This is a genomic window from Streptacidiphilus fuscans, from assembly GCF_015690355.1.
Lineage (GTDB): Bacteria > Actinomycetota > Actinomycetes > Streptomycetales > Streptomycetaceae > Streptacidiphilus > Streptacidiphilus fuscans.
The window spans coordinates 473,117-498,723 of record NZ_JADPRT010000002.1 but is presented as its reverse complement, the minus strand read 5'-3'; the positions used below and the strand labels follow the sequence as shown (position 1 = coordinate 498,723).

Annotated in this window: 21 protein-coding genes and 1 riboswitch; of the genes, 10 read left to right on the top strand and 11 right to left on the bottom strand. The window is 70.6% G+C overall.

Annotation, left to right across the window (positions count from 1 at the left end):
• Positions 1-102: 102 nt before the first annotated feature.
• Positions 103-247: riboswitch (cobalamin riboswitch) on the bottom strand.
• 143 nt (positions 248-390) lie between these two features.
• Positions 391-906, bottom strand: coding sequence for a GNAT family N-acetyltransferase (locus I2501_RS05895; protein ID WP_196192737.1), 516 nt, complete (start codon positions 904-906; stop codon positions 391-393).
• Between the two features lie 160 nt (positions 907-1,066).
• Between I2501_RS05895 and I2501_RS05890 the strand changes: the two genes are divergently transcribed.
• Positions 1,067-1,669: a hypothetical protein gene (locus I2501_RS05890; RefSeq protein WP_196192736.1), complete on the top strand. Its 603-nt coding sequence runs from the start codon at positions 1,067-1,069 to the stop codon at positions 1,667-1,669.
• Between the two features lie 25 nt (positions 1,670-1,694).
• Here I2501_RS05890 and I2501_RS05885 read toward each other — a convergent pair whose 3' ends face one another.
• From I2501_RS05885 to I2501_RS05870, 4 genes are all read right to left on the bottom strand, one after another.
• A complete protein-coding gene (locus I2501_RS05885; protein ID WP_196192735.1) occupies positions 1,695-2,459 on the bottom strand; it encodes a histidine phosphatase family protein in 765 nt (254 codons plus the stop codon).
• Positions 2,460-2,556: 97 nt separating this feature from the next.
• Entirely contained in the window at positions 2,557-4,176 is a 1,620-nt protein-coding gene (mctP, locus tag I2501_RS05880; RefSeq protein ID WP_196192734.1) for a monocarboxylate uptake permease MctP, read from the bottom strand.
• Entirely contained in the window at positions 4,173-4,445 is a 273-nt protein-coding gene (locus tag I2501_RS05875; RefSeq protein WP_196192733.1) for a DUF3311 domain-containing protein, read from the bottom strand. The genes mctP and I2501_RS05875 overlap by 4 nt, the downstream gene beginning before the upstream one ends.
• A 227-nt stretch (positions 4,446-4,672) precedes the next feature.
• Positions 4,673-5,446, bottom strand: coding sequence for a GntR family transcriptional regulator (locus I2501_RS05870; RefSeq protein ID WP_196192732.1), 774 nt, complete (start codon positions 5,444-5,446; stop codon positions 4,673-4,675).
• A gap of 523 nt (positions 5,447-5,969) precedes the next feature.
• On the opposite strand from I2501_RS05870, the gene I2501_RS05865 reads away from it, so the two are divergent.
• The 7 genes from I2501_RS05865 (at position 5,970) to I2501_RS05835 (ending at position 18,482) form a co-directional block, all read left to right on the top strand.
• Positions 5,970-7,259 carry an extracellular solute-binding protein gene (locus I2501_RS05865; RefSeq protein WP_196192731.1) on the top strand — a complete coding sequence of 430 codons (1,290 nt, stop codon included), beginning with the start codon at positions 5,970-5,972 and terminating at the stop codon, positions 7,257-7,259.
• A 150-nt stretch (positions 7,260-7,409) separates the two neighbouring features.
• Complete coding sequence (locus I2501_RS05860; RefSeq protein WP_196192730.1) at positions 7,410-8,438, top strand: carbohydrate ABC transporter permease; 1,029 nt, start codon at positions 7,410-7,412, stop codon at positions 8,436-8,438.
• The gene (locus I2501_RS05855; protein WP_196192729.1) at positions 8,435-9,265 is read left to right on the top strand and encodes a carbohydrate ABC transporter permease; all 831 of its coding nucleotides are present in this window, start codon (positions 8,435-8,437) and stop codon (positions 9,263-9,265) included. Before I2501_RS05860 ends, I2501_RS05855 begins: the two co-directional genes overlap by 4 nt.
• Positions 9,266-9,272: 7 nt before the next feature.
• Positions 9,273-10,865 carry a glycoside hydrolase family 3 protein gene (locus I2501_RS05850; RefSeq protein ID WP_328806252.1) on the top strand — a complete coding sequence of 531 codons (1,593 nt, stop codon included), beginning with the start codon at positions 9,273-9,275 and terminating at the stop codon, positions 10,863-10,865.
• 322 nt (positions 10,866-11,187) lie between these two features.
• On the top strand, positions 11,188-12,432 hold the full coding sequence (locus I2501_RS05845; RefSeq protein ID WP_196192728.1) for an extracellular solute-binding protein: 1,245 nt from the start codon (positions 11,188-11,190) through the stop codon (positions 12,430-12,432).
• A gap of 483 nt (positions 12,433-12,915) precedes the next feature.
• Positions 12,916-14,367 (top strand): sensor histidine kinase, encoded by a 1,452-nt coding sequence (locus I2501_RS05840; RefSeq protein WP_196193000.1) that lies wholly within the window; start codon positions 12,916-12,918, stop codon positions 14,365-14,367.
• A 278-nt stretch (positions 14,368-14,645) separates the two neighbouring features.
• Positions 14,646-18,482, top strand: coding sequence for a Pls/PosA family non-ribosomal peptide synthetase (locus I2501_RS05835; protein ID WP_196192999.1), 3,837 nt, complete (start codon positions 14,646-14,648; stop codon positions 18,480-18,482).
• 417 nt (positions 18,483-18,899) lie between these two features.
• Here the strand turns inward: I2501_RS05835 and I2501_RS05830 are convergent, their stop codons facing one another.
• Positions 18,900-19,151, bottom strand: a complete 252-nt coding sequence (locus I2501_RS05830; protein WP_030257455.1) for a WhiB family transcriptional regulator — start codon at positions 19,149-19,151, stop codon at positions 18,900-18,902.
• Positions 19,152-19,487: 336 nt separating this feature from the next.
• Positions 19,488-20,435: a diacylglycerol/lipid kinase family protein gene (locus I2501_RS05825; protein ID WP_196192727.1), complete on the bottom strand. Its 948-nt coding sequence runs from the start codon at positions 20,433-20,435 to the stop codon at positions 19,488-19,490.
• A 131-nt stretch (positions 20,436-20,566) separates the two neighbouring features.
• Here I2501_RS05825 and I2501_RS05820 point away from each other — a divergent pair, with 131 nt between their 5' ends.
• On the top strand, positions 20,567-20,992 hold the full coding sequence (locus I2501_RS05820; RefSeq protein WP_196192726.1) for a hypothetical protein: 426 nt from the start codon (positions 20,567-20,569) through the stop codon (positions 20,990-20,992).
• Positions 20,993-21,005: 13 nt separating this feature from the next.
• Here I2501_RS05820 and I2501_RS05815 read toward each other — a convergent pair whose 3' ends face one another.
• The 4 genes from I2501_RS05815 to I2501_RS05800 all read right to left on the bottom strand — a co-directional run bounded on the left by I2501_RS05815 (position 21,006) and on the right by I2501_RS05800 (position 23,696).
• A complete protein-coding gene (locus I2501_RS05815; protein WP_328806226.1) occupies positions 21,006-22,166 on the bottom strand; it encodes an RNA polymerase sigma factor SigF in 1,161 nt (386 codons plus the stop codon).
• A gap of 28 nt (positions 22,167-22,194) precedes the next feature.
• Positions 22,195-22,608, bottom strand: a complete 414-nt coding sequence (locus I2501_RS05810; protein WP_196192725.1) for an ATP-binding protein — start codon at positions 22,606-22,608, stop codon at positions 22,195-22,197.
• A 261-nt stretch (positions 22,609-22,869) separates the two neighbouring features.
• Positions 22,870-23,376: a GNAT family N-acetyltransferase gene (locus tag I2501_RS05805; protein WP_196192724.1), complete on the bottom strand. Its 507-nt coding sequence runs from the start codon at positions 23,374-23,376 to the stop codon at positions 22,870-22,872.
• A 50-nt stretch (positions 23,377-23,426) separates the two neighbouring features.
• Positions 23,427-23,696, bottom strand: coding sequence for a UBP-type zinc finger domain-containing protein (locus tag I2501_RS05800; RefSeq protein ID WP_196192723.1), 270 nt, complete (start codon positions 23,694-23,696; stop codon positions 23,427-23,429).
• Between the two features lie 158 nt (positions 23,697-23,854).
• Between I2501_RS05800 and I2501_RS05795 the strand changes: the two genes are divergently transcribed.
• Positions 23,855-25,456, top strand: a complete 1,602-nt coding sequence (locus tag I2501_RS05795; protein WP_328806225.1) for a Na+/H+ antiporter — start codon at positions 23,855-23,857, stop codon at positions 25,454-25,456.
• Positions 25,457-25,607 lie beyond the last annotated feature (151 nt).

Sequence of the window (25,607 nt, the reverse complement as noted above, 5' to 3'; positions counted from 1 at the left end):
CTGAGGCACGGGCCGCGTGAGAAGGCAGGCGGGAGCAGGGCAGCGCGAAGCAGCCCGTCGGCCCACCCACGAGGCCCGGTGGCAGCGCCCGCGGCCGGGCAGGCCGAGGACGCACTGACGGCAGGTCATCGGACTTGCGGACAGGCCGGATCCAGGACGGATCGGCAGCCGCTCACCGTTGCGGGGCAGTCCCGGAATCGCACCGGGTTCCCCTGCTTCGACAGCGAGCATGAGCATACATCTAGGGGCAGGTGCGTCACGCACCACCAGATGTTGTGTCGCGGCGTGATTCGTTCGAGTAGCAGTTCGATCACTCGGTTGCGCGCCGGGGCACGTGACGCGGCGCACTCCGTGCACCGACAGCGGCGTCGCGGCTCCTGCCTGCGGGCATCACGCAGGCGAGCCGGACAGCTCCAGTGCGTAGGTGAAGAGGACCATGCCGGGGATCGGGGACCAGTCGCGTTCGGGGGTCCGGACGAAGCCGAGACGCTCGTATATCCGGTGCGCGAAAGCCATCTGCTGTTGCGACGACATGACGATCCGGGGCAGCCCGAGCTCCTTGGCGCGGGTGATCACGGCGCGGACCATCAGCTCGCCGACGCCGCGTCCGCGCGCGGCCGGGTCCGGGGCGACGGCCAGCATCCGGAACTCGCCCTCCTGACCTTGTGCCAAGTCCGCGTAGGGGGAGCCGGGCGGCGCGAAGGTCACCGAGCCGAGGACCGTGCCCGTCCCCTCGTCCACCGCGACGAGCAGCTCCGCCTTCTCGGCCCGGTCGCGCGGATCACGGAGCAGCTTGGCGTAGTCGCCGTCCCGCTCGGTGTGGCCGTCGCTGATGAAGGCCTCGGCGACGAGGTGACCTGCGACGTCGTACTCGTCGGGGTGGGCAGGGCGGACGATGATGCTCATCCTCGAAGTGTGCCTGACCGCTCCCCGGTTGCTCCGTGCGGGGGTGCGCCGAGCGGCGCGACGGAAGGTCACGTGCCATGTTCGTTGAGTGATGTACCAAGCGAAGCGTGATGCGAACGGGCGCAGCAGCCGCGCCCTGATACTCGGCTGTCTCCCCGTCATGACCGCGGCGGCGCTGCTCGCGGGGACCACGACGCAGGCGAGCGCCGCAACGCCGGCCGCCAAGCCTCGGCCTGCCGCCAGGACCGCCCCGGTCTGCGCGGGGGCGGCCCAGCCCAACCCGATCGCGGTCACGCTGACCGGGGTCCGCCGCGGTTACGTGCGCGGCGGCGGGTGGGCGACGCTGCGGCTGACGCTGCACAACCGCACCCGGACCGTCTGCGGGCAGCTCAAGCCGGTGCTCGTCTACGGCGCACGGTCCCGCTCGCTGCGCGTCGACGCGCTGCGGCTGGAGACCCGGCTCTCCGGACGGTGGCGGTCGGTCGGGGTCGACGCGGCGCTCGGCGAACTCGCGGGCGAGGTGGGACCACGCAGCGGACTCAGCCTCCGTCCCGGCGCCACGGCGGCGCTGACGCTGCGGATGCGGCTGACCCGCAGCGCGCCGACGGGGGACTGGCTCTCCCTGGCGGTCGCCTACGCGCCGCTCCAGACCAAGCCCGGCAAGGGCGCGCCGTCGGGCACGACGCAGGCCTGGCCGGTCGGGGTCACCAACCCGCTCTACTTCCGGGTGACCGGCATAGTGGCCGGCGGGCACTCCCGGTGACCCCGATCCGAGCCGCGGGCGGGCGCTAGCCCTCCAGGTGCGGGCGCTCGTTCCAGCAGTCCAGGGCGAGGGCGCCCTTGGCGTCGCGGACCCAGCGGGTGACCGAGGTGTTGAGCACCGCGCCGCCCTCGGACAGCTCCTGGAGCTCGCCCTCCTGGAGGTCGTCGACGACGTGGCGGAGCATGATCACCACCGCGTCGTGCGCGACGACCAGGACCCGGCGGTTGGCCTCCCCCTCGTAGAGGTCGCGGAGCGCGCTGCGCAGGCGCTGGGCGACGTCGGTGAGCGACTCGCCGCCCGGCGGACGCCAGCGCAGTTCGCCGAGCAGGCGACGGCGGGCGGCCTCCTGCGGGTGGCGCAGCTCGATCGCGGCGGAGGTCAGCATCTCCAGGACGCCCAGCTCGCGGTCGCGGAGCCGCTCGTCGGTGCAGATCTCGGGGAGCGGCAGCCCGGCCCGGTCCAGCTCCTCGACGACCAGCGCCGCGGTCTCCTGGGTGCGCAGGTACGGCGAGACCCAGAGGCTCTGCGGGAGGCCGTCCTCGGAGCGGCTGGCGATCCAGCGGCCCAGAGCGCGGGCCTCCTCGCGGCCCAGCGCGGTGAGCGAGAGGTCGGCGTCCCGGCAGGTGATGCCGACGTCCAGCGCGCCGACCGCCTCCGCGGCCTGGAAGGCGGCGTTGGCGGTGCTCTGGCCGTGCCGGACGGCGGTGAGGGTCAACGGCCCCGGCAGCCCCGGGAAGAGCCGGCGCGGAGCCGTCCGCTGTGCCTTCGGATAGTGCTCGGTCAGTGCCACGTCGGGCCCCCTGGGGATCTCGACTGGCCCGTCGCGGGAATGCAGAACGGGCCGCGACCCCAGTGTGCGGGAGCGCGCGGCACGTTCTAAGGGCGCATCAGGTGGTGACGGGGGCGATCACCGGTTCGGAGTGCTCCGTGTCGTCCACGTCGGCGACGTAGTCGGCCGGGACGGTCTCGTCGACGCCCTCGGGCGACTTGATCAGCCGCAGGCCGACGGTCAGCACGACGGCGACGGCCAGGTTGAGCACCAACGCATTCAGGCCGATGTAGCCCATCTGCCCGATGCCCGGGATGTTCACGGTGTTGCCGAAGTGCGTGCCGGGCTTGCCGCCGGAGAGGCTGCCCCAGCTCTCCCACGTGCTGTAGACCATGCCGACGGCCCAGCCGGCCAGCAGCGCCCAGCGGTGGAACCACCGGGTGAACAGCCCCGCGAAGATGGCCGGGAAGGTCTGCAGGATCCAGATCCCGCCCAGCAGCTGGTAGTTGACCGAGAACGACTGGTCCAGGGTGAGCACGAAGGCCAGCGCGCCGAACTTCACCAGCAGCGACACCAGCTTGGCGACCTTGGCCTCCTGCGCCGGGGTCGCGTCCGGCTTGAAGAAGTCCTTGTAGATGTTCCTGGTGAACAGGTTGGCGGCGGCGATCGACATGATCGCCGCCGGGACCAGCGCCCCGATCCCGATCGCGGCGAAGGCGACGCCCGCGAACCAGCTCGGGAACATCTGCTGGAACAGCTGCGGGATGGCCAGGTTCTTGTCGTAGCCGGCCACGCCCTTGCCGACGCCCGCCGAGATGGCCATGAAGCCCAGCATCAGCAGCAGGCCCAGCATCAGCGAGTACGCGGGCAGGATCGCCAGGTTGCGGCGCACCGTGAGCCGGTCCTTGGCGGCCAGCACGCCCGTCGCCGAGTGCGGGTACATGAACAGCGCCATCGCCGAGCCGAGCGCGAGGGTCGCGTAGGTCCACTGCGCGGACGGCCCGGAGACCAGGCTGCCGCGCGGCTTGCCGGTGGTCGGGTTCTTGGCGGAGAGCGCGGTGGCCGCGTCGTGGAAGATGTGGCCGTAGCCGCCCAGCCGGATCGGGATGTAGATGATCGCGACCAGCACCACGATGTAGATCAGCGTGTCCTTGACGAACGCGATCAGCGCGGGCGCCCGCAGGCCGGAGCTGTAGGTGTACGCGGCCAGCACGGCGAACGCGATCAGCAGTGGCAGGTCCTTGCTCCAGCCGCTGCTGCCGCCGACGTGCATGGTCGTCAGAACGGCCTGGATGCCCACCAGTTGGAGCGCTATGTAGGGCATGGTCGCGACGATCCCGGTCACCGCGACGGCGAGCGCGACGCTCTTGCTGCCGTAGCGTCCGCGCGCGAAGTCGGCCAGGGTGACGTACCCCTTGCTGCGCGCCACCGACCAGAGCCGCGGCAGGAAGAGGAAGACCAGCGGCCAGGCGATGATCGTGTACGGCACGGCGTAGAAGCCTGCGGCGCCGACGCCGTAGACCAGCGCCGGAACGGCGATGAACGTGTACGCGGTGTACAGGTCGCCGCCGAGCAGGAACCAGCTGACCACGGTCCCGAAGCCGCGACCGCCCAGGCCCCACTCGTCCAGGTGGTTGGCGTCCTGCGCGCGCCGCCAGCGGGCGGCGACGAAGCCGACGGCGGTGACCAGGACGAAGAAGAACAGAAAGACCGTCAACGAGGTCCAGTTGGTCTTCACTTGACGGCACCTGCCTTCGCCTCGGCCTTGCGGCGCTTCTCCTCACGGGTGAACAGGACGTAGGCGACGCCGGTCATCAGCGCGGAGAGGATCACCCAGAGGAGTTGGTACCAGTAGAAGAACGGGATCCCGATGAAGGCTGGGGTCAGCCGTGAATAGGAGCTGACCCAGAGCAGCGCGACGAAGGGCGCGAGCAGCAGAACCGCGCAGATCACGCGGACGGGCGTGACCAGCGGCGGGGTGGCTGCTGCGGTGGCGGATTCGGACATGAACGGCGGCTCCCCCTGGCAACTTTGACGATCTGTTGACCAAGGGAATCTAGACCTTCGACGCGCTCACGTCACCACTGCAGACACGTTGATCAGGGGTCGGCTTGCACTATCTGGCGCCGCGGGGAACTGCGCGACAAGCCACCCTGAGAGGTAGAGCCCCGAACGTGCAGGGCCGTCCGCACAGGGTGGTTTCTCGCGCAGTTCCCCGCGCCCCCCGAGGCCTTTCAGGCCTCGGGGCGGCGGAGGCGGGCGGTGAACTTGTAGCGGTCGCCGCGGTACACGGAGCGGACCCACTCGACCGGTTCGCCGTCCGCGTCGAAGGAGTGACGCGAGAGCAGCAGCATCGGGAGGCCGACGTCCGTGCCGAGGACGCCCGCCTCGCGCGGGGTGGCCAGGGAGGTCTCGATGGTCTCCTCGGCCTCGGCGACGTGGACGCCGTAGACCTCGCCCAGCGCGGTGTAGAGCGAGTTGTACTTGACCAGGTTGCGCCGCAGCGCGGGGAACCGCTTGGCGCTCAGGTGCGCGGTCTCGATGGCCATCGGGTCACCGTTGGCCAGGCGCAGACGCTCCACCCGGAGCACCCGGCCGCCGGGACGGATGTCCAGCAGCTCGGCCAGCCGGTCGTCGGCGGTGACGTAGCCGACCTCCAGCAGGCGGGAGGTGGGCTCCAGGCCCTGGGCGCGCATGTCCTCGGTGTACGAGGTGAGCTGCAGCGCCTGGGAGACCTTGGGCTTGGCCACGAAGGTGCCCTTGCCCTGGATCCGCTCCAGCCGGCCCTCGACCACCAGCTCCTGCAGCGCCTGGCGGACGGTGGTCCGCGACGTCTCGAACTCCAGCGCGAGCGTCCGCTCCGGCGGGACCGGGGTGCCGGGCGCCTGCGTCTGGGTGATCTGCAGCAGGTGGCGCTTGAGGCGGTAGTACTTCGGGACGCGAGCGGTGGACGCCCCCGCCTGGGCCTCCTCGGCCGAGGCCGTCCCCTGGCCTCCATCGGTCGTCATCACCGCTCCTGCTTCCTGTCCCCTGTTGGTGTCTCTGATGTTGGTGTCTCTGGTGGTCCGTGCGGCGCTGTGGTCGCCGCGCGTGCGGCACTCATGGTGACACGTCCGTCCCGGCGAGGGCATGCGCGGCACCCGGCGCGGAGGCCTGTCCGCTCGGGGGCGCGGGGTCCTCGGTGCGGATTGGTCCAGGCCAGGTGTACCAGCATGGTCTAGACCTCAAACGCCGTTCTTGGCAAGACCCTCGATTCGGGCAGCCCCGACCGGTCCAGGTCAGTGGGTGTACCAATCGATCACGTCGCGGGGCATGGCTGGTGTCGGCTTGGTAACGGCTCCCGTTCTTCTCGTGGCAACCCGTTGACAGTCATCTTTGGTCTAGGCCAAGCTCCAGGCACTGGTCTAAACCACACAGCGACCAATCAACAATCCCCGACCCATCGCTGGGAAGCGGCGCCCTCGACCTGCTCCGTGCAGGGAGTCGTACCGGAACGGATGGGGGGAAATCCGGGCATCCCAGGAGGATGGCGTGAACCGTCGACTTATTGCCGCAGTAGGGACAGCGGCCATGCTGGTCAGCGTGGCCGCATGCAGCTCCAGCTCCAACTCCTCCGGGGGAAGCAGCTCCAGCACCTCCGCTAGTGGAAAGACCCTCACCGTCTGGCTGATGACGGGTGACAACCCGGCCGACTGGGTCAAGAGCGTCACCGCGGACTTCGACGCCGCCAACCCGGGCGCCAAGCTCAACATCGTCATCCAGCAGTGGACCGGCATCACCCAGAAGGTCACCACCGCCCTCTCGGAGAACAACCCGCCGGACGTCATCGACATCGGCAACACCCAGACCCCGTTCTACGCGGCCAGCGGCGGTCTGATGGACCTCACCTCGGTCAAGTCGTCCATCGGCGGCGACAACTGGACCCAGTCCTTCAACAACTCCACCCTCTACCAGGGCAAGCAGTTCGCCGCGCCGTGGTACGCCGGTGGCCGTGCCGTGATGTACAACAAGGCGCTGTGGGCCAAGGCCGGGATCACCTCCACCCCGACCACCATGGCCGAGTACATCGCGGACCTCACCAAGCTGAAGGCCACCTCGGGCGTCACCTCCGCGCTCTACCTGCCCGGCCAGAACTGGTACGCCTTCGACGGCTTCCTGCAGGACGCCGGCGCCACCATCGCCACCCAGAGCGGCTCCAGCTGGAGCGGCAACCTGAACAGCCCGCAGGCGCTCCAGGCCGCCAACCTGTTCAAGCAGCTCCAGGCCTTCGGCAACGCGCCCAAGGACCAGAACGAGGCGACCCCGCCGCAGGCCGGCGTCTTCGCCAAGGGTGACGTGGCCTCCATGATCGCCATGGGTTACGAGGCGGCGACGGTCCAGACGGACAGCCCGAAGGTGGCCTCGCAGATCGGCTGGTTCCCGATCCCGGGCGCCTCCGCCTCCCAGCCGGCCAAGACCTTCATGGGCGGCTCCAACCTGGCCATCTCGCAGAACAGCCAGAACAAGACGCTGGCCGAGAGCTTCCTCAAGGTCGCCCTCAGCGACAAGAACGAGTCCATGTTCGCCAAGGACTCCGGCTTCCTGCCGAACAACCAGGCGGACTACGCCGCCCTGGCGGGCAACGCCTACGCCGAGGCCTACGAGAAGGCCGCGCCGTTCGCCGGTTACACCCCGCTCGTCCCGACCTGGGCGAACGTGGAGAACACGCCGAACCCGATCACCACGCTGTTCCTGACCCCGATCCTCGAGGGCAAGGACCCGGCCGCCTCCGCTGCCGCCGCGGACGCGCAGATCGCCTCGCGGCTGAACCAGCAGCAGTAGCGCCTCCTCCGGAGCCGCCCGCCCGGCCGAACCCTGAGCCGGGCGGGCGGCTCCGCCCGGCTGAACCAGCAGGGCCTGCGAAGTGGCAGGGCCTGTCAGCCAGCAGGGCCTGTGAACCAGTAGAGCCTGACGAAGGTGAGACACATCGCCATGCCATCCAAGGGAGCACCGGCTCAGCTCCGGGACGACGGAGGGACCGCGGTCGGGACGTCGGAGCATTCGGACGACCCGGTACGAGGGAGACCGGCCGGGAAGTTCACCGGGAAACTCGGCGGCAAGCGCAGAGACACCGGCAACGACGGGATCACCCCGTACCTGCTGCTGCTCCCGGCGCTGGTGGCGACCGCGGTCTTCCTGGTCTACCCGGCGATCCGCGAGATCCTCATCTCGTTCCAGCGGCTCAACGCGTTCGAGCTGATCCAGCACGTCACCGAGTGGAACGGCTTCCAGAACTACCAGACGATCCTGACCAGTTCGGACTTCTGGCACTCGGTCGAGCGGTCGGTCCTGTTCACCGCCGTCAACGTCTTCCTGATCATGGTGCTGGGCAGCCTGGTCGGCCTGCTGCTCAACCGCCTCGGCAACAAGATGCGGTTCGTGCTCTCGCTGGCCCTGGTCTTCGCCTGGGCGATGCCGGTGCTGGCCGGGACCACGGTCTTCCAGTGGCTCTTCGACCAGAACTACGGCGTCGTCGACTGGATGCTCTCCCAGCTCGGCTGGAAGAGCATGGCCCACTACGACTGGCTGAACAGCCAGCTCTCGGCCTTCACCGTGATCGCGCTGCTGCTGGTCTGGCAGTCGATCCCCTTCGTGGCGTTCAACCTCTACGCCGGTCTGACCACCATCTCGACCGAGCTCTACGAGGCGGCCCGGCTCGACGGCGCGGGTTCCTGGCGGATCTTCCGCTCGGTCATCTTCCCGATCCTCAAGCCGTTCTTCCTCTCCACCACCTTCCTGGAGATCATCTGGATCTTCGGCGCGCTGCCGCAGGTCCTGGCGATCAGCGGCGGTGGACCGCAGGACAGCACCGCCACCCTGCCGGTCTACGCCTACCTGGTCGGCGTCGGCCAGCAGTCCTACGGGATGGGCGCCGCGGTGGCCGTCGTCACCATCGTCATGCTCTGTCTGATGATGTCGTACTACTTCCGCATCATCCTGAAGCAGGAGGACGAACTGTGAGGTCCTCACTCGTCAGCCGGATCAGCTTCAACGCGGTCGCGTTGGTGCTGACCGTGGTCTTCGTCTTCCCCGTCTACTGGATGGTCACGACGGCGTTCAAGCCGAACAACCAGATCATCAGCAGCTCGCCGGTCTGGGTGCCCACCAGCCCGACGTTCGCGCACTTCACCACCGCGATGCACGCGCAGTTCTTCGGCAACTACTGGGTCAACAGCCTGACCGCGACCGTCGGCGCGGTGCTGGCGGCGCTGGTGATCGCGCTGCTGGCCTCGGTGGCGGTGGCCCGGATGCGGTTCCGTGGGCGCAAGGCGTTCATCCTGATGATCATGGTGGCGCAGATGGCCCCCTGGGCCGTCATGCAGATCGCCATCTACATGATCGTCCGCGACCAGAACATGCTGAACGCGATCCTCCCGCTGCTCCTCTTCTACATGATGATGGTGCTGCCCTTCACGATCTGGACGCTGCGCAACTTCGTCGCCGCGATCCCGAAGGAGCTGGAGGAGTCCGCCCTGATCGACGGCTGCAGCCGGTTCGGCGCCTTCTGGCGGATCATCTTCCCGCTGCTGGCACCGGGGTTGATGGCCACCTCGCTGTTCGGCTTCATCACCGCGTGGGGCGAGTACCCGCTGGTCCTGGTGCTCAACAAGGACCCCGCCCACTACACGCTGCCCCTGTGGCTGACCCAGTTCCAGAGCGTGTTCGGCAGCGACTGGGGAGCCACCATGGCCGCCTCGACGCTGTTCGCGCTGCCGGTGCTGGTGCTGTTCATGATCATGCAGCGTCGGGCCGTCGGCGGCCTGACGGCCGGCGCGGTGAAGGGCTGACGTGGACGTGGGGATCCTCGAACCATCATCAACTCGGACGAAATCGCTCCGGACGATCGACCGGAACGACCGACTGCACCGCGACGCGCTCACGGTGCTCCAGCCCGGCTTCGTCGGGACCACGCCGCCGGACTGGCTCCGCCGCCATCTCGGCGAGGGCCTCGGCTCGGTGGCCCTGTTCGCCCGCAACGTGACGGACCCGCAGCAACTGGCGGCGCTCACCGCCGAGTTGCGCCGGGAGAACCCGCACGTCCTGGTCGCCATCGACGAGGAGGGCGGCGACGTCACCCGCCTGGAGGCCGGCAACGGCTCCTCCTGGCCCGGCAACCTGGCCCTCGGCGCCGTCGACGACCCGGAGCTGACCCGGGACGTCGCCCGCGAGCTGGGCCGGGCGCTGGCCGAGTGCGGCGTCAACTACAACTGGGCGCCCTCGGCGGACGTCAACTCCAACCCCGACAACCCGGTCATCGGCGTCCGCTCCTTCGGCGCGGACCCGGACCTGTGCGCGCGGCACACCGCCGCGTGGGTGGAGGGGCTGCAGTCGGTCGGCGTGGCCGCCTGCGCCAAGCACTTCCCCGGACACGGGGACACTGCGGTCGACTCGCACCTGGGTCTGCCGGTGGTGGACATCGACGTGGACCTGCTGCGCTCGCGTGACCTGGTCCCGTTCAAGGCGGCGATCGCCGCCGGCGCCAAGGCCGTGATGACCGCTCACATCATGGTCCCGGCGCTGGACGGCGATCGTCCGGCCACGCTGAGCCGCGCGGTGGTCGACCTGCTGCGCCAGGCGCCGTCCGCAGGCGGCCTCGGCTACCAGGGGCTGATCGTCACCGACGGCATCGAGATGGGCGCCATCGCCGACACCTACGGCGTCGCCCGGGGCACGGTACTGGCCGTCGGCGCGGGCGTGGACGCGATCTGCGTCGGCGGCGGGCTGGCCGACGAGGAGACCGTGCTGCACCTGCGCGACGCGTTGGTGGCTGCGGTGCGCGAGGGTGAGCTGCCCGAGCAGCGCCTGGCCGAAGCAGCGGCCCGGGTGCGGGAGTTGGGGGAGTGGACCGCCGAGCAGGGCGAGGTCAGCGGCCGGCTCGCGCCGGACCTGGCCATCGGCCTGCGCGCGGCCCGGCGGGCGCTGCGGGTGACCCGGCAGCCGGGTGCGGGCTTCGCCCCGGTGACCGAGCGGCCGTACGTGCTCTCGTTCAGCCCGGTGCCGAACATCGCCGTCGGCGACCAGACGCCCTGGGGCGTGGCCGGGATGCTGGCCGCCCGCTTCCCCGGGACGCACGCGGAGAGCGTCGGCCCGGACGACGCCACGCCGGAGCTGTTGCCCGCGCTCGTCGACCGGATCCGGCGCGAGTCGGCCGGACGGCCGCTGGTCGTCGTGGTGCGCGACCTGCACCGGCACGCGTGGATGTCCCGCGCGCTGGACGGGGTGCTCGCCGAACGGCCGGACACCGCCGTCGTCGAGATGGGCGTCCCGCGGGCCTCGGCGCGCGGCGCGCTGCACATCGCCACCCACGGCGCGGCGCGCGTCTGCGGCCTGGCGGCGGTGGAGGTGCTGACCGGTCAGCCGACGGGGCAGCCGACGCCGCACCCGTGAGCTGCTCCCGCATTGCGCGGGAGCAGGGGGGATCAGGAGGGGAGCGCAGGGCACGGGTGAATTCCCGTGCCCTGCGCCGTTTTTCCGGGTCTCCCGGGTTCTTTTTCCTGGGAATTCCCTGGGAATCACCGAGGCTCGCGCTTTTGTCGAGAGCATTTCATATTGCGTCGAATTCCAGTCGAATAACAGTCACCACTTCAGCCCCACAGCATTGTTGACGTCCCGACTGGTCTAGTCCAAGCTCTCCCCAATTGGTAGAGACCATTGGGGAGAGTGGTGCGCCATGAGACATCGGGGTGTTCTGAGAGGGATCGGTGCGGCCGTGGTCGCACTCGCGCTGAGCGCCTGCGGACCGCTCGGGCTCGGCAGTGCCGCGAGCAGTCCCTCGCCCACCAGTTGGCGCGGGCAGAAGCTGGTCGTCTGGCTGATGAGCGGCGACAACCCGCCCTCGTGGGTGTCGGCCGTCACCGCCGAGTTCGAGCGGACGTACCCGGGCGCCACGGTCGAGGTCGACGTCCAGCAGTGGAGCGGCATCCAGACCACAGTGGACAGCGCGCTGGCCACCGTCACGCCGCCCGACGTCGTCGACATCGGCAACACCCAGACGCCCTACTACGCCTCCACCGGCGGCCTGTTGGACCTGACGCCCTACCTGTCCCAGCTCGGCGCCTCGCAGTGGACCGCGTCGATGGACCGGTCGACCGTCTACCAGGGCAGGCAGTACGCGGCCCCGTGGTACGCGGGCAACCGCGTCGTCATGTACAACAAGCTGCTCTGGAAGAAGGCGGGCCTGACCACCCCGCCGGCCACCCAGGACGAGTGGGTCGCCGACCTGACCCGGCTCCAGAACACCGCGGGCGTCTCCTCGGCGCTCTGGCTGCCCGGCCAGAACTGGTACGCCTTCGACGGCTTCCTCCAGGACGACGGCGCCCAGATCGTCCGGCAGAACGGCCGCGCCTGGGACGGCAACCTGGACAGTCCGGCGGCGCTCCAGGCCGCGGCGCTGTTCGAGAAGCTCCAGGCCTTCGGCAACGCGCCGAAGGACGGCAACGAGGCGAACCAGTACCAGGCCTTCGCCAAGGGGGACGTCGGCTGCATGATCGCCATGGGCTACGAGGGCGACGAGGTGGTCAAGGCCGACCCGGCGCTGGCCGGTCAGATCGGCTGGTTCCCCATCCCCGGCCGGACCGCCGAGGCCCCGGCCCGGACCTTCCTGGGCGGCTCCGACCTGACCGTCGCCATGAACAGCCAGCACCGGGTGCTGGCGCTCGGCTTTCTGAAGATCGCCCTGGACGACGCCAACGAGTCGCTGATGGCCAAGGATTCGGGCTTCCTGCCCAACCGCGCGAGCCTGTACGGCGCGCTGGCCGGGAACGCGTACGCGCAGGCCGCGGCCAAGTCCGTGCCGTACGCGGGCTACACGCCGCTCGTGCCGACCTGGGGGAACGTCGAGGAGAGCCCGAACCCGGTGGTGACCCTTTTCCTCACCCCGGTGCTGGAGGGCCGGGATCCGAAGCAGGCAGCGGAGGCGGCGGACCGGGAGATGACCGTCCGGCTCGCGTGGTGACCTGGCCCCGTGACCTGACCCCGTGACTTCGCCTCGTGACCTCGCCCTGGGTGACCCGCCCGGTGGCGAGGTGGCGAGGTGGCGAGGTGGCGAGGCGGGCAGGCGAGCGGCGGGCATGCAAAAGGCCGCGGGAGCCGGGGACGGGACCCTCAACCCGTCGCGGCGCGCCGCGGCCTTCGGCCTCGTCGGAGGAGGACTCCGTCGTCGCGTGGCGGGTGTGCGGGCCCGGGACGCGCGACGGGTTCGGCCGACGGTGGGGGAGCGGCAGCCGCGCGGTCAGGGCAGATGGCGCAGGCTCGTCGCTCCCTTGGTGCTGTCTCGATTGTGGACTAGACCATTCACCCTTGTCCAGACCAGTGACCGGGGAAAGACAAGGGAAAGGCAAGGAAGGCGGAGGTCGCGGCCAGGGTTGGCGTGCCGTTCACCGGGCGGTCGGACGGAGTCCTACCCCCTGCCTGGGGATACGCTCGCAGCATGCCTTCCCTGAACGAGCTGGTGCGCCACCACACCGCGCTGGAACCCGCCGATGTGGAGTGGATCCACCTGCTCATCTCCGAATGGCAGCTGCTCTCGGACCTCTCCTTCGCCGACCTCGTGCTGTGGGTGCCGACCAGGGACGGCACCCGCTACGTCTCGCTGGCGCAGATGCGGCCCAACACCGGCCCGACCTCCTACCAGGACGACATGGTCGGCCACCTGGTCCCGCGTGGCCGCCGCCCGCTGCTGGACATGGCGCTGGACGAGGGCAGGATCGTCCGCGAGGGTGACCCCGAGTGGCGCGAGGACGTACCCGTTCGGGTGGAGTCGATTCCCGTCCGGCGCGAGGGGCGCGTGCTCGGGGTGATCGCGCGCAACACCAACCTGTTGACCGTCCGCACGCCCAGCCGGCTGGAGCTCACCTATCTGCAGAGCGCGTCCGACCTGGCCCAGATGATCGCCGCGGGCACCTTCCCCTTCCCCGGCGAGCAGGTCGACATGGACGCCTCGCCGCGCGCCGGTGACGGCCTGCTCCGACTGGACGCCGAGGGCCTGGTCACCTACGCCAGCCCCAATGCCATCTCCGCCTACCATCGTCTCGGCCTCAGCACCGACCTGGTCGGCCTCCACCTCGGCCAGGCCACCGCCGACCTGATCCCGCCCACCAAGGGCGCCGTCGACGAGGCGATGGTCAAGCTGGCCAGCGGCTGGGCCCCGCGGACCACCGAGGTCGAGCACCCCGAGGCGGTCGTCCAGCTGCGGGCCATCCCGCTCAAGCCCAAGGGCGAGCACATCGGCTCGCTGGTGCTGCTCCGCGACGTCACCGAACTGCGGCGGCGCGAGCGCGAGCTGATGACCAAGGACGCGACGATCCGTGAGATCCATCACCGCGTCAAGAACAACCTGCAGACCGTCGCCGCGCTGCTGCGGCTCCAGTCGCGCCGGCTCGACTCCGAGGCGGCCAGGGGCGCGCTCGACGAGGCGGTGCGCCGGGTGGGTTCGATCGCCATCGTGCACGAGACGTTGTCGATGGCGCTGGACGAGCACGTGGCGTTCGACGAGATCGCCGACCGGGTGCTGGCGATGGTGATGGAACTCTCACAGGACGGCCGCGTCACCGCCCGGCGGACCGGCAGTTTCGGCATCCTCTCGGCCGAGGTGGCGACCCCCCTGTCGATGATCCTCACCGAGATCCTGCAGAATGCCCTGGAGCACGCATACGGTCCCAAAGCGGGCGGTATCGTCGAGGTTGCTGCCCGCAGAGCGGACGGTGTGCTGCACATCACGGTCACCGACGACGGCTCCGGCCTGCCGGACGGATTTGACCCGCACACGGCAGGAAATCTCGGGCTGCAGATCGTCCGTACACTGGCGACGGGCGAACTGGGCGGACGCTTCGACATGGCTCCGGCACCCGGTGGGGGCACAAAGGTAATACTCGAAATCCCGTTTGATTGACCGTCGGACGGTTTTTACCGGTTACTCACCTCTTGGGCCCCAACCAAAAGGGATATTGGCTCGTCTAACGTCCCAGGTGCCACAGTGGCGATCACACGATGATCTCGACGGCGCCACTCAGGACCACCACCCGACGCCTGGCGAGAACATACGTGGAACAACAGAACTTCATCGCGCCCGCAGACCCCGCCGTATACGGCGTGGGCACCGTCACGGCCCCGGCCTGGCAGACGGGCGCGGTCTGGCCGTTGGCGGACCCGGCCCCGGCCCGGACCCTGATGGACATCCTCGACGAGACCGCATGGCGTCACCCCGACGCCCCCGCGCTCGACGCGGGCGGCACCGTGCTCAGCTACCGCGAGCTGGTGCGCGAGATCGACGGGATCGCGGCCGGGCTGGCCGGAGTCGGCATCGGCCCGGGCGACCGGGTCGGCATCCGGGTGCCCAGCGGCACGCCCGGCCTCTACCTCTCCATCCTGGGCGCGCTGCGCGCCGGTGCGGCCTACGTGCCGGTGGACGTCGACGACCCGGACGAGCGCGCCCAGATGATCTGGACCGACGCGGGCGTCTGCGCCGTCATGGGCGCGGACGGCGACGGCGGCCTGGAGGTCTGGCCCGGTCCCAGCCCCACCGGAGGCGAGCCCGGCACGCCCCGGATCGGCGACGACGCCTGGATCATCTTCACCTCCGGCACCACAGGGCGTCCCAAGGGCGTCGCGGTGACTCACCGCAGCGCCGCCGCCTTCGTCGACGCCGAGGCACGGCTCTTCCTGCGGCAGGCCCCGATGGGCCCCGGTGACCGGGTGCTGGCGGGCCTGTCCGTGGCGTTCGACGCCTCCTGCGAGGAGATGTGGCTGGCCTGGCGGCACGGCGCCTGCCTGGTCCCCGCGCCCCGCGCACTGGTCAAGGCCGGGACGGATCTCGGCCCGTGGCTGGTCGAGAAGGGCATCACCGTCGTCTCCACCGTGCCCACCCTGGTCGCGCTCTGGCCCGCCGAGGCGCTGGACCGGGTGCGGCTGCTGATCGTCGGCGGCGAGGCCTGCCCGGCCGAGCTGGTCGAGCGACTCGACGTGCCAGGACGCGAGTTCTGGAACACCTACGGCCCGACCGAGGCCACCGTCGTCGCCTGCGCCTCGCTGATGCGGGCCGGACAGCCCGTCAGGATCGGCGCGCCGCTGGACGGTTGGGAGCTGGCCGTGGTCGACCAGCAGAACCGGCCGGTGCCGTGGGGCGAGATCGGCGAGCTGGTCATCGGCGGTGTCGGCACCGCCCGCTATCTTGACCCGGCCAAGGACGCCGAGAAGTTCGGTGCCCAGCCCTGGCACGGCCGACCGGAGCGGGTCTACCGCAGCGGCGACCTGGTCCGCGCCGACCCGCAGGGGCTGGTCTTCGTCGGCCGCGCCGACGAGCAGGTCAAGCTGGGCGGCCGACGCATCGAACTCGGCGAGGTCGACGCGGCGTTGCAGGCGCTGCCCGGCATCCGCGCCGCTGCCGCCGCCGTCAAGGAGACGCCGGTGGGCGGCCAGGTCCTGGTCGGCTACCTGGTGCCCGAGCCGCCCGCGTCCGGCATCCCCGCGCAGGGCCCGGTCGGGGGACTCGATCTCGCCGCCCTCCGCACCGCGCTGCTGGACCGGCTGCCGCAGGCGCTGGTCCCGGTGCTGGCCGTCGTCGCCGAGCTGCCCACCCGTACCTCCGGCAAGGTCGACCGCAAGGCGCTGCCCTGGCCGCTGCCCGGCGTCGGCGCCGACGCGGTCACGAGCGGCGGGGAGCTGCACGGCACCGCCGCCTGGCTCGGCGAGCAGTGGCAGGCCGTGCTCGGCGTCCCCGTCGGTCCGGAGAGCGACTTCTTCGCCCTCGGCGGCACCAGCCTCGCCGCCGCCAAGCTCGTCTCGCTGCTGCGTGGCCGCTACCCCGGCGCGTCCGTCGCCGACCTCTACCAGCAGCCCCGGCTCCAGGAGCTGGCCGACCACTACGGTGGCCAGGCCGACGACGCGGTCGAGCACCGCGAGGTGCGGCCGGTGCCGCGCTGGGTCGGGCTCTACCAAGCCGTCGTGCTGGCCGTGCTGTTCACGGTCACCGGTCTGCGCTGGGTGCTGGCGCTGGCGGCGGTCGACGACGTGATAGGGCCGCTGCCCTGGGCTCCCCACACCTCCTGGTGGCTCATCGGCTGCGGCTGGCTGCTGTTCTCCAGCGCCTTCGGCCGTGCCCTGATCGGCGCGCTCGGTGCGCGGCTGCTGACGGCCGGTCTGAAGCCCGGCAGCTACCCCCGCGCGGGCGCGGCCCACCTGCGACTGTGGACCGCCGAGCGGCTGGTGGGCGCGTTCAACATCGCCTCCGTGCTCGGCACCCCGCTGGCCCGCCGGTACGCGCGCTGGCTCGGCTGCCGGGTCGGCGACGACGTCGACCTGCACAGCATGCCGCCGGTCACCGGCATGGCCGTCTACGGCGACGGCTGCGCGGTGGAGACCGAGGTCGACACGGCGGGCTGGTGGCTCGACGGCGACGTGCTGCACCTGGGCACCGTCCGGATCGGACGCGACGCCCGCGTCGGCACCCGCACCATGCTGATGCCCGGCGCGGAGATCGGCTACGACGCCGAGGTGCTGCCCGGCAGTTGCGTGGTCGGCAAGGTCCCGCCGCACGCCCGCGTCCACGGCAACCCGGCACGGCCGGACGAGTGTCCGGTGCCGTTCGAGGAGCAGTGGCCGGCGCCCGCGCACCGGCGCTCGCGGTTCTGGAACCTCGCCTACACCCTGGCCCTGCCCGGGTTCCAGCTGCTTCCCCTGGTCTCGGCGCTGCCCGCCGTCTACGCGCTCTGGGTGCTGATAGGGACCGACCCGTCCTACACAGGCGTCTTCGACCGGATCGTGCTGGCGTCGGTGCCGCTCGCGGTCGTCACGATGCTGATCTACGCCCTCGGCGTGGTGGTGACGGTCCGACTGCTGTCCGTCCCGATCAAGCCGGGGCTGCATCCGGCCCACGGCAGGGTCGGTTTCTGCGTCTGGGCCGTCCACGGCTTGATGGCCTCCTCCCGGGTCGTCCTGTTCCCCTTCTACGCGAGCCTGCTGACCCCGTACTGGCTGCGCGCGCTCGGCGCGAAGGTCGGACGCAAGGTGGAGGCCTCGACCGTCATCGGCCTCCCTGGCCTGATGCGCGTGGACGACCACGCCTTCCTCGCCGACGACACCATGGTCGGCTCCTTCGCCAGCCGAGGCGGCTGGCTGCGGCTGGGCGTCTCCAGCGTCGGCAAGCGGTCCTTCGTCGGGAACTCCGGCATCGTCGCGCCAGGCCGGGCGCTGCCCGACGACTCGCTGGTCGGCGTGCTCTCCGACGCGCCCGTGGGCGCCGAGCCCGGCAGCTCCTGGCTGGGTCGTCCGGGCATGCGCGTCCAGCGCGTGGCGGAGGGCGGCGAGGACACCGCCCGCACCTACGACCCGCCGCGCCGACTCGTCCTCGCCCGCGCCTGCGTCGAGTTGTGCCGACTGCTGCCGGTGCTGATCGCGGTGCTGCTGGGCGACCTGGGAGCGACCGGACTGCAGGCCCTCTTCGACTGGGACGGCCTGACCGCGTGCGTCGCGCTGGCGGGTGTGATGCTGCTCGCGCTCGGGGTGACGGCCTGTCTGATCACCACCGTGGCCAAGTGGTTGCTGATGGGCCGGTTCCGTGAGAGCCAGCGCCCGCTGTGGTCCTCGTTCGTCTGGCGCAACGAGCTGTTCGACACCTTCGTCGAGGAGTTGGCCATGCCGTGGCTGGGCGCCTCGCTGATCGGCACGCCGTTCTTCACGGCCTGGCTGCGCAGCCTGGGCACCGAGATCGGACGCGGAGTCTGGTGCGAGTCGCACTGGTTCCCGGAGACGGACCTTATCCGCATCGGTGACGGAGCCACCGTCAACCGCGGTGTGGTGGTGCAGACCCATCTCTTCCACGACCGGCTGATGCGGATGGACCTGATCGACATCGAGGCCGGCGCGACCGTCGGCCCGAACTCGATCGTGCTGCTCGGCGCGACGCTGGGGGAGGGCGCCGTGGTCGGCCCGTCCTCGTTGGTGATGCGCGGCGAGTCGGTCCCGGCCGGCACGCGTTGGCTGGGCAACCCCGTCCGCCGCTGGAGCTGACCGGCCGGGCTGCGGCCCCGGCTTCGGCCGGGGCCCTGAAGGCAACCGGGGCCCTGAAGGCAACCGGGGCTCACGACAACCGGGGCCCTGAAGACAAAGCGAGGCCCTGCCGAACGGGGGGGAGGTTCGGCAGGGCCTCTTGACCTGCTCCGGCCGTCGGGGGGAGTCGGCCGGAGCAGGGGCTCCAGGGTGAGGGTTGCGCTCCGTGCACGGCACGAACGACTGCCCTCGGCTCCGACGGTATCAAATCCGCGGGGCCGGTGAGCAACGCAGCGGGTGTGCGTTGCTTGGAAAGTGCGTGGCGCGGTCACAACGTTGTGGTGACGGAAACGCCGCGGCACTCGATCACAAGTTGATCAAAGGTGGTGCAGGTACAGCATGGTGCTTGCGGTGCAGGCCTTGCGACTACGCAGCGTGTCAGGCGGTACGAGCACGGTTGCGGGCGGCGCGACGCTTCATCGCACGACGCTCGTCCTCGCTCATGCCACCCCAGACGCCCGCGTCCTGGCCAGTCTCCAGCGCCCACTGCAGGCAGCTCTCCATCACGGGGCAGCGACGGCACACGGCCTTCGCCTCCTCGATCTGCAGCAGGGCGGGGCCAGTGTTGCCGATCGGGAAGAACAGCTCGGGGTCCTCTTCCCGGCAGACGGCACGGTGGCGCCAGTCCATGATTGTCCAACTCCTCTAAAAGGCAGGGGGTGCCCCACCTGCGTCAATGGCAGCTTGTGAATGTGAACGCTTTCACGAACCCATGGGCGGGCGCAGGGCCGACGGGTGAGTCGGCGTGCGGGTGCTCGCGGCGTTGCGGTGGATTCGGGCGACTCAGGCGGGTTCCGGTAACGGACTGTCCCGATCGCCAGGTAAAGGTTCGCAAACCTCGACCCCGGATACAACCCCCTTCGGGTAGGAAATTTTGATTCGTCGGTGTCGCTTGGGTCACACCCTGTACTTCGATGGAGTGAAGGCAGTCGCGCGTTCGAGACGAAGGCCGAACGGCTCTTCCGTTCACACAATCACACGCAGTGCCCGAGATACACCTGTGAAGCTGATGGTCTTCCGCTCTCCAAGGTGGTCCCCGTCGACCTGGAACGGCAGCGGTTCCTGCGAATGCAAGGTGAATTCGGCCAGATCGTGGTAAGCGACCACGTGTTTGCCGTGTGGACCGACCCCCGCCGAGTCCAGGAGCTGCGGGATTGTGCGCAGCGTCTGAAGGAGTGACATCCGGGTCATGCCGAACAGGTCGAGGTTCGTGTCGAACCCCGCCTCGGGTGAGGCGTAGACCGGTCGGTTGCCCAGGTAAGTCCACGGTGAGGTGTTGGAGACTATGGACACCGCCAGACCCCCGACCGGTTCCATGCCCTCGGCACGGAAAGTGATCGGTCCGTCCTTCCGGTGCCGGCGCTCCCCCGCGAAGGCGCGCACGGCCTGCCCCACATAGAGGGAGTGCGTCGAGCGCCGACCGCTGCGCCGCGCCTCCTCGACCCGGCCCACCACGCCGGCGTCGAACCCGAACCCCGCGGTGAAGGTGAACCACCGGTCCGGCAGCCCCTCGCCTCCGGCGCACCCGAGGCTGATGGAGCGCGACCGCTTCTCGCTCAGCGCCTGCAGCAGTTGGCCGGTGGCCTCGACCGGATCGTTGGGCAGGCCGAGCGCCCGCGCGAAGACGTTCGTGCTCCCGCCCGGCACGACGGCCAGTTTGGGCAGGTGTTCGCCGGGGCCGTCGTGGAGCAGTCCGTTGACGACCTCGTTCACGGTCCCGTCCCCACCGAGGGCGACGACCAGATCGTGCGAACCGTCCCGCGCAACCTCGCGCGCGAGGTCGCGCGCGTGTCCTCGGTAGCCGGTCGCGGCGACGTCGAGCTTGAGATCGTTGGCGAGGGCGTGCGTCAGGACATCCCTGGTCCGACCGCTGGTGGTAGTCGCTTTCGGGTTGACGACCAGGAGGGCACGCATGGCCACACATTACCTATAGGTCTCGCACGCCCACGCGGCGGAGCCGCGCATCAGCAGAGCCCCGCGCCGTTGAGGTGCGACTGACCGGCCCGGCGAGAGGGCGCCCGTGCGGCACGGCGTAGCCTGGTGCGGTGACCGCGAATGCCACTGTGACTGCCCGCCCCGCCGTCGTCCGTCCCTGGACGCTGACCGTCGGGGCCTGCTTCTCCCTTGCCCAGGGCGTCGTCATCGCTGCCTACGGCATCTTCGTCATGGTCGGCCCGCTGTCGGCCACGGCCAAGACCGGCGTCGGCATGGCCGAGTACGCCGGGAGCATCCTGCTGCTGATGGGGCTGCTGCCCCTCGCCGCGGGGCGCGCACTGCTGAAGCTGCAGAAGTGGGGCCGCAGCCCGGCCGTCATGATCGACACGCTCTGCCTCGCGGTGACCTGGTTCACCGTCCAGAACGGCGGAGCCCAGCTCGCGCTCGGCATCGCCATCGGCGTGGCCGGCCTGGTCGGCGTCGCGCTGCTGCTGCACCCGAGGACCACCGCTGCGCTGTGGCCCTCGGGTCGCTGAGAACAGCTGAACCTCACTCCTCGATGAGGAGCTTCTCCCGGAGCTGGGCGAGCGTGCGGGCCAACAGCCGGGAGACGTGCATCTGCGAGATGCCGACCTCCGACGCGATCTGCGACTGCGTCATGTTCCGGAAGAACCGGAGCACCAGGATCCGCTGCTCGCGCTGCGGCAACTGAGCCAGCAGCGGCTTGAGCGACTCGCGGTACTCCACGCCCTCCAGCGCGTCGTCCTCCGCGCCCAACGTGTCCGCGACGGCGGGGGATTCGTCGTCGGTGTCGGGTACGTCGAGCGAGAGCGTGCTGTACGCGTTGGCGGACTCCAGGCCCTCCAGCACCTCCTCCTCGGAGATGCCCAGGTGCTCGGCCAGCTCGTGGACCGTGGGGGAGCGCCCGTGCCGCTGCGACAGCTCGCTGGTCGCCGTGGTCAGCGCCAGCCGCAGCTCCTGCAGTCGGCGGGGGACCCGGACCGCCCAACCCTTGTCGCGGAAGTGGCGCTTGATCTCGCCGACGATGGTCGGCGTCGCGTAGGTGGAGAACTCGACGCCGCGCTCGGGGTCGAACCGGTCCACCGACTTGATCAGGCCGATGGTGGCGACCTGGGTCAGGTCGTCCAGCGGCTCGCCGCGGTTGCGGAAACGGCGGGCCAGGTGCTCGACCAGCGGGATGTGCATCCGCACCAGCTGGTTCCGCAGTTCCACCCGCTCCGGTGAGCCGTCGGGCAGCGAGGCGAGGCGGACGAAGAGCACCCGTGCGGCCTCGCGGTCCGGCGCGCCGTGCCGCTGCGGTCCGGGCACGCGGACGCCCGGACCCCACGCCTCGGCGGGCTTGACCGCCTCGCCGTCGGCGTCACCGTCCGTGTCGGCCTCGACCTCGACCTCTGCATCCGCGTCCGCGTCCGCGTCGACGTCGAGGTCGGCCGCGTCGCCCTCGACCGGGAGGTCGAACTCGTCGGTCTCGTCCGTCCCGGCCACAGTGGCCGCAGCCGTGGCGGTCGTTCCGTCCGTCGCCGTGATCTGCTCGGGCGCGTCGGACTCCGCCACGAACGCCCGCGCCGCGTCGGCGCGTTCGGGATCGTCCGCGAACACCCTTGCCTCCGTCTGCTGCTGGTCGCCTGCGTCCGCCTGCGCGGGCACGACGGCCCGGTCGGCTCCGGGCTTGTGGTTCAGGTCTCTCACCGCGATCCCCCGCTCCCGTTTCCTGGCGTCATGGCTGGCCGGGGCCGGCACCGCGCTTCTTGTGCAAACTGATGGTCACCGTCCGGTCCGGCTCGACCGTCGACTCCACCTCGCCGGCCAGTGCGGAGAGCACCGTCCAGGCGAAGGTGTCGCGCTCGGGGGCGCGGCCGTCGGTCGTCGGCGCCGAGACGGTCACCCTGAGCGAGTCGCCGACCAGGCGGAACACGCAGCTGAGGACCGAGCCCGGCACGGCCTGCTGGAGCAGGATCGCGCAGGCCTCGTCCACCGCGATTCGCAGGTCCTCGATCTCGTCCAGCGTGAAGTCCAGCCGCGCCGCGAGACCGGCTGTCGCGGTTCGCAGAACCGAGAGGTAGGCACCCGCCGCGGGCAGTCGGACCTCGACGAAGTCCTGCGCGTCGGGCTCGCCGTCGATCTGGGACACCCTCACCTCCGTGCTGTGCTGTTGGGTGGAGCTGTGCTGTTGCCTTCGCCGGGCGTTGCTGCCTGGCTCGTGCCGGGGAGCGACGGGCTCACCGGCCCGTGACCGGTGACGCTATCGCGATCCCGCGCGTCGTGTCGCCCATCCCGGAAGCGCGACCCCCGTGGTGACTCATAGTAGGTCTCCATATACGGACCGTGGCAATGGGGGTGACCGAATCTTGTCCCGGGGAGGGAAAATCCGTACGGTCCGGACGCCGGTGTCTCAGCGCGCCTGTGACGCGAGGGACTCCAGTGCGGTGCCGGTGAGTCGGTGGACCGTCCACTCCTCCATCCGCACCGCGCCCAGCGCCTTGTAGAACGCCAGCGAGGGCTCGTTCCAGTCCAGGACCGACCACTCCAGGCGACCGTAGCCGCGCTCGACGCAGATCCGGGCCAGCTCGGCCAGCAACCCCTTGCCGTGACCGCCGCCGCGCGACTCCGGGCGGACGTAGAGGTCCTCCAGGTAGACGCCGTGGACGCCGGTCCAGGTCGAGTAGTTGCGGAACCAGAGCGCGAAGCCGACCGTGCGGACGGCCCCGTCCTGTCCGTCCGCTCCCTCCTGGACCTCCTCCGCGATGTGCGCGAAGACGGCGGGGTGCTCGGCGAAGAGGGCATCGTGGAGCTGCTGCTCGGTCGCCTTGGCCTCGGGCAGTGACTTCTCGTAGTCGGCGAGCTCCCGCACCATGGCGTGGATCTCGGCGACGTCGTCGGGCCTTGCGGGTCGGATCATTCTTGAAGCCTAAAACGCCGTTCCCGAAGCTCGAAATGCCGAAGGGGCGTTCATACCAGTCGCTGGTCCTCGAAGCACCAGCGCCAGCCCTCGCCCGGTTCGAAACTGCGCATCACCGGATGCCCGGTCTGCGCGTGGTGGTGGCGGGCCCAGCGGCCCGGCGTCGAGTCGCAGCAGCCGATGTGGCCGCACTCCAGGCACTTGCGCAGCGCGACCGGCCGCTGGCCCAGGTCGCGGCAGTGTTCGCAGCCGACGCTGAGCTCCGCGGGCTCCTCGCCCGGCAGTTCGGCGAGGTGCGGACAGGCGCGTGCGGGGGACATGGCCTCAGGGTACGGCGGGGGGCGGTTCCCGTGTGGTTCTGTGAGCCGATGAGGACGACGGGACAATTCAGGCATCGCGCCGTTCCGTGCGCACGGTGCGCAGCGTGCGTTCCGTGCGCACCGCGCCCACCGCGCACAGGGTCGGGAGTGAGGGCGTCGTGAGCGGACCGAGCGCGCTGCTGGTCCTGGTCGCGGGCAGTACCGCCGTGGCGGGCGTGGCCCGCCGTTTCGGGCTCTCCGCGCCGCTGCTGCTGGTCGTCGTCGGGCTCGGCGCCGCGTACCTGCCGGGGGTGCCCGACTACACGCTGGCCCCGGACATCGTGCTGCCGCTGGTCCTGCCGCCGCTGCTCTACTCGGCGGCGCAGGACGCGTCGTTCCGCAGCCTGCGCCGGAACCTGCGTCCGGTGTTGTTCCTCTCCATCGGCTACGTGCTCTTCTGCACGCTGACCATGGGCCTGGTGGCGCACGCGCTGATCCCGTCGCTGCCGCTGGCCGCCGCGTTCGTGTTCGGCGCGGTGATCGCGCCGCCGGACGCCGTGGCGGCGACGGCGATCGCCCGCAAGGTCGGACTGCCGGGCAACCTGGTCTCGATCCTCCAGGGCGAGAGCCTGGTCAACGACGCGACCGCGATCACCGCCTATCGGGTGGCGGTCGCGGCGGCCGTGGGGGAGGGGTTCTCGTTCGGCAGCGCGCTCGGGCAGTTCCTGTTGGCCGCGCTGGGCGGAACGACGGTCGGGCTGGTGCTGATGCTGCCGTTGCAGTGGCTGCGGACCCGGCTCCGGGACCCGCTGCTGCTCAACACCTTCTCGCTGCTGGTCCCTTTCGCCGCCTACGCGGCGGCGGAGGCGCTGGACGCGTCCGGTGTGATCGCCGTCGTGGTGGTCGGCCTCTACCTCGGCCACTACGCGAACTGCGTGGACTTCGCGGTGCGGCTCCAGGAGGAGTCGGTCTGGAGCATGGTCTCGTTCCTGCTGGAATCCTCCGTCTTTGCCCTGATCGGGCTCCAGCTGCCGGTCGTGGTACGGCAGTTGGGCGGCTGGTCGGCCGGGCAGCTGACGGTCTGGGTGGTGGTGCTGCTGGTCGCCCTGATCGGGCTGCGGTTCGTCTGGTCCTGGCCCGCGACCTACCTGCCGGGCCTGCTCAGCAAGCGGATCCTGGAGCGGGAGGGACGGCCCTCCTGGACGCGCCCGTTCATCGTCGCCTGGGCGGGGATGCGTGGTGTGGTCTCGCTGGCGGTGGCCTTCTCCATCCCCGAGACGACCCATGACGGATCCCCTTTCCCGGACCGGGATCTGCTGCTCTTCCTGGTCTTCGCGCTGGTCATCGGCACGCTGCTGGTGCAGGGGCTCACCCTCCCGTGGCTGGTGCAGCGGCTCCCGCTGCCCCCGCGTGACCGGCAGACCGAGACGCTGCGCGAGGCCCAGGCCCAGTACGACGCCAGCGCGGTGGCGGAGGCACGGTTGGACGAGCTGCTGGAGGACCCGCGCAACCGCCTCCCGGAGGCGCTGGAGGCACGGCTGCGCCGCCTGTTGGACCGCAGGCGCAACGCCGTCTGGGAGCGGATGGGCGCGCCCGTCCACGAGTCCACCGGCGAGTCGGTGGACAGCGCGTACCGCCGCCTGACCCGGGAGACGCTCGCCGCCGAGCGCCGCGCGCTGGTCCGCCTGCGCGGGGAGGAACGGATCGACGACGAGACGCTGCGGCGGCTGGTGCGCCAACTGGACTTCGAGGAGGCGCTGATGGTCCACGTCGAGGAGTGAGGTCCCCTGCGGTGACTGCAACGTGCCCTCGGCGGTGCGTGGGCGGTGCGCGCGCGGTGCGTGCGCGGTCAGTGCGCGGTCAGCGTTGCGGGCGACGCTCGTTCCCGTGAGCGCGGCGACCGAACACCGCGCACGACGGACGAGGTGAACC

What these genes read in the sequence shown, in the direction of transcription:
- I2501_RS05895 (WP_196192737.1), bottom strand. Translation starts at nt 906, where the DNA reads ATGAGCATCATCGTCCGCCCTGCCCACCCCGACGAGTACGACGTCGCA.
- I2501_RS05890 (WP_196192736.1), top strand. Translation starts at nt 1,067, where the DNA reads ATGACCGCGGCGGCGCTGCTCGCGGGGACCACGACGCAGGCGAGCGCC.
- I2501_RS05875 (WP_196192733.1), bottom strand. Translation starts at nt 4,445, where the DNA reads ATGTCCGAATCCGCCACCGCAGCAGCCACCCCGCCGCTGGTCACGCCC.
- I2501_RS05870 (WP_196192732.1), bottom strand. Translation starts at nt 5,446, where the DNA reads ATGACGACCGATGGAGGCCAGGGGACGGCCTCGGCCGAGGAGGCCCAG.
- I2501_RS05860 (WP_196192730.1), top strand. Translation starts at nt 7,410, where the DNA reads ATGCCATCCAAGGGAGCACCGGCTCAGCTCCGGGACGACGGAGGGACC.
- I2501_RS05835 (WP_196192999.1), top strand. Translation starts at nt 14,646, where the DNA reads ATGGACATCCTCGACGAGACCGCATGGCGTCACCCCGACGCCCCCGCG.
- I2501_RS05830 (WP_030257455.1), bottom strand. Translation starts at nt 19,151, where the DNA reads ATGGACTGGCGCCACCGTGCCGTCTGCCGGGAAGAGGACCCCGAGCTG.
- I2501_RS05825 (WP_196192727.1), bottom strand. Translation starts at nt 20,435, where the DNA reads ATGCGTGCCCTCCTGGTCGTCAACCCGAAAGCGACTACCACCAGCGGT.
- I2501_RS05805 (WP_196192724.1), bottom strand. Translation starts at nt 23,376, where the DNA reads ATGATCCGACCCGCAAGGCCCGACGACGTCGCCGAGATCCACGCCATG.
- I2501_RS05800 (WP_196192723.1), bottom strand. Translation starts at nt 23,696, where the DNA reads ATGTCCCCCGCACGCGCCTGTCCGCACCTCGCCGAACTGCCGGGCGAG.